Below are 3,760 nucleotides of genomic sequence, written 5' to 3'. Positions count from 1 at the left end.
GTTATTTCTTCAGTTTTATTACCTATAACTGCATGATGTAGTAATGTATTTCCCTCTTCATCTTTAAAGTTTATATGAGTACGAAATTCTTCATCTAGATTTCTTATTGGGTTGTTTTTTGCATATATCCTAGATTGTATTGCTCCATCTAAGTATTGTATTACTTGTTCTAGTGATTGCTCGCCAGGATTTTGTATAAAATGAAGCAGAATTTCGTGTACTATCGCTTCCTTTGTAGTTTGTGGGCATTGTAAAGCGTAATTAAATGTCTGTGTAGTAATAACTTCTTCTTTTCTTTTTTTAAGAACAACCCTTAAATCTTCAATCGCCTTTTCACCATCTTTTATTCCAAGAATTATTGAATCCAAATTATTTATCATGCTATCCTCCTTGGTTTGATTGCATTACTCATTAATAAATAATATAATAAATCCTGCTAAAAGTCAAGCAATTAATTAATAAGTTAATATAATCCTCCAAAAGGAGCTCCTTACTTTTTGTTCAGCATGTCCATTGGATCAGACTCTTTAAGCTTGCTGTTTGCTGAATTTATTCATCACAATAGCTACAATGTGCTATCGAAGTTCTCTGTAATCTTAGTTGGTTCTTCTAGAATATTCAAAATATCAGTTGCACAATAAACCCGATCTCTCTTTCCTTGAGAAGTTTGTGAAACGATGCCTAAATCTTCAAGCTTTACGATTGCTCTTTAGGCTGTTGTAAATACGACACCTAAGTTTTCAACCACTTTCCTTATAGTAAAGTAAGGGTTTAAAGACTATTCACTAAATCATTGTCCCATTCAAATTTTGGTGGCAAGGGGCTTGGTATAAATGCCTGATAACCAGCGAATACTTTGCCTGATGGTGATCCTTTAATATACATTCATTCAACCTAGCACACTATTTTTATAGTATATATTATTTTCAAATAAAGTCAAAAATGAAAATAAGGCTTTATCTTATTTGCGTGCATGAAAATAAGAAACTCTCTTATTATTGATTTTGCTCAAAAACGAAAATAGAAGAAGCTGCTGAACTTTATATATCCTGTTTTTCTGGAGAACTGCTATAAAACTTCTGAGTGAAGTCACTTAATTTTTACACATCTATTGTAGAGTAAGAAGAACCGAATTTGAAACAAAAATGCTAACTGATGCTTGGACTTTACTGACACTTACACTACTTGAAACTATACTTAGTGTAGACAATTTAATCTTTATTTCTCTAGCAATAGATAAGGTACCAAATGCGCTGAGAGAAAGAGTGCGCCTTATGGGCCTTGGATTAGCACTATTAATGCGTTTTGTAATACTATTTTTTACATCATCTATATTATCAATGCAAAAACCTATATTTCACACTGCATCAGCAAGGGATTTACTTATGATCGCAGGGGGATTATTCCTTATTGTTAAGAGCTCTATGGAGTTACGGGATGACATCTTTGTATGTAAGAAAAATAAAAAGAAAGCAAACGTTAAATCAAAATTTTTTTTAGTTGTGCTACAAATTATATTAATAGATTTAGTTTTTTCGGTTGATTCGATATTAACTGCTATAGCACTAACTTATAACATGGTAATAATTGCTACAGCATTTACATTTTCCATGCTAGCAATGCTGTTTTTATCAAGTTATACCGCCCAGTTAATCAAATCTAACCCAGGGTTAAAAATAATCGCCATTTTATTTGTTTTACTTGTCGGTGTGTACCTCATACTTCATGGATTTCATATAGAATTACCAAAAGGATATTTGTATTCTTCATTTATGTTTGCACTGCTTGTGGAAATTATAAGCAAAATAAAGAAAATTAACCGTCATACCGCGATTCATTCGCGGTATCTCTAGATCCAGCTAACAAGCAGCGGGATCTTTTTGATTTACTCCCACTCAATAGTTGCGGGTGGTTTAGAAGTGATATCATAAACAACTCTATTTACTCCGGGAACATTATTAACAATTATACTGCCGACATTGCGTAAAAAATCCCAAAATACTAGCAAGTGTTGATCCTTATCTTCAAATGGAAATGCATCGGCTGTCATACCATCAGATGATGTTACAGCCCTTAAAGCACAAACATATCCATACGTACGACCATCTCCCATAACGCCTACAGTTTTTATTGGTAATAATACAGCAAAAGCTTGCCATATCTTATCATATAGATCGTAATTTTTCATCGTATTAATATATATTTCATCTACTTCTTGCAATATTTGCACCTTTTCTTTATCGACTTCACTTATAATCCTCACTGCAAGTCCGGGTCCAGGAAATGGATGTTGAAATATTATCTCGTCTGAAAGCCCAATTTCTTTTCCAAGTAGCCTTACCTCATCTTTAAAGAGGTAACGTAAAGGCTCCACTAACTTCAGATTCATCTTTTCTGGCAACCCACCAACATTATGGTGAGACTTAATTGTACTAGTGTTGTCTGAGGCATGCCCTGACTCAACTACATCAGAGTAGATGGTACCTTGCATCAAAAAATCCACATCACCTATTTTTTTTGCTTCTTCTTCAAACACTTCAATAAAAGTGTTACCGATAATTTTTCGCTTTTCTTCTGGATCAGTTATTCCCTTCAACCTACTCAAAAATAAATTTGATTTATCAACGTAATTTATCGGAATCTCTTTCAACATAGCGATGGTTTGGTTCTTGCGTAACAACCCAGTATCGATAAAAATACAGTTCAATTGTTTTCCTATAGCTTTATGTGTGAGAGCCGCTGCAACGCTTGAATCAACCCCACCACTTACTGCAGCGATTACTTTTTTCTCTCCTACTACATTTTTGATTTTTTCCTTTTGCTCCTCAATAAACGACTTCATTGTCCAGTCTCTTTTGCAATTTGCAATATCCAAGAAGTTAGAGAGCAATTTACTGCCATTTGTTGTGGGCTTAACCTCAGGATGGAACTGAGTACAGTAAATCTTCCGCTGTTCGTTGACAATCATTGCAATTGTTTGATTTATCACACCTGATGCGATAACAGTAAATCCCTGTGGTATAGTATCAACACTGTCCGCATGGTTCATTAATACATCCACTTCAGAATTAACATCCCAGGTATCCTTTACAATGGGGGATTCTTTTCGTATCTTGATTTTAGTTCTACCAAACTCCTGTTTGAAACTCTCTTTTACTTTTGCTCCAAAATAATGACAAATGAGTTGCTGTCCATAGCATATTCCAAGTATAGGAACGCTTGTTGCCTCATTAAGTTTTATAATTTCATGTACTACTCTACTTGTTTCAGAACAATCATCATTTACAGATTGTGGTCCTCCAGAGAGAATAAACCCATTGAATTTTGATATTGTTTCAAAACTGATGTTGCTTGGAAATATCTCACAATAAACACCCATTCCTCTTACTTGTCTTGCGATAAGCTGTGTAAACTGTGAACCAAAATCAATAATGGCAATTGCTGACAATTTGCTCCTCCATATTATTTAAAATGATATCTGATAATAAAGAAAATAATGGAGTAAGTAAACCAAGACCTGTTTAAAAGCTTTAACGCGTGGTACAAGTTAGCTATATAGCTAATTTTCCTACACCATACCGCTGCGGCGCTAACTAGTAGCGGAATGACAGCAATCTACGTCATACCGCCGCAGTATCTCAGCCGCTAACAAGTAGCGGGATTATCTTCATGCTGCCACGAACCGTCATACCACCGCGAACCGTCATACCGCGATTCATTCGCGGTATCTCAGCCGCTAACAAGAGATCCCGCTAACAAG

General features: G+C 34.9%; 2 protein-coding genes and 1 pseudogene. 1 reads left to right on the top strand and 2 read right to left on the bottom strand.

All coding sequences use genetic code 11. The features are described 5' to 3' along the window. A pseudogene (locus OZD62_RS00105) lies at positions 1 to 380 on the bottom strand (ankyrin repeat domain-containing protein); the annotation flags it as partial. Positions 381 to 1,145: 765 nt separating this feature from the next. On the opposite strand from OZD62_RS00105, the gene OZD62_RS00100 reads away from it, so the two are divergent. Further along, the gene (locus OZD62_RS00100) at positions 1,146 to 1,853 is read left to right on the top strand and encodes a TerC family protein (protein WP_010082284.1); all 708 of its coding nucleotides are present in this window, start codon (positions 1,146 to 1,148) and stop codon (positions 1,851 to 1,853) included. 32 nt (positions 1,854 to 1,885) lie between these two features. Here OZD62_RS00100 and guaA read toward each other — a convergent pair whose 3' ends face one another. Next, positions 1,886 to 3,448 carry a glutamine-hydrolyzing GMP synthase gene (gene guaA / locus OZD62_RS00095; protein ID WP_275019159.1) on the bottom strand — a complete coding sequence of 521 codons (1,563 nt, stop codon included), beginning with the start codon at positions 3,446 to 3,448 and terminating at the stop codon, positions 1,886 to 1,888. Positions 3,449 to 3,760 lie beyond the last annotated feature (312 nt).

The sequence above is a fragment of the Wolbachia endosymbiont of Drosophila seguyi genome (assembly GCF_028981765.1).
Taxonomy (GTDB): domain Bacteria; phylum Pseudomonadota; class Alphaproteobacteria; order Rickettsiales; family Anaplasmataceae; genus Wolbachia; species Wolbachia pipientis.
The sequence above is the reverse complement of the archived record's forward strand: the minus strand, read 5'-3'. Positions and strand labels throughout refer to the sequence as shown.

Excerpts from the sequence above, each read along its gene's own strand:
- OZD62_RS00100 (WP_010082284.1), top strand. The coding sequence starts at position 1,146 with ATGCTAACTGATGCTTGGACTTTACTGACACTTACACTACTTGAAACT.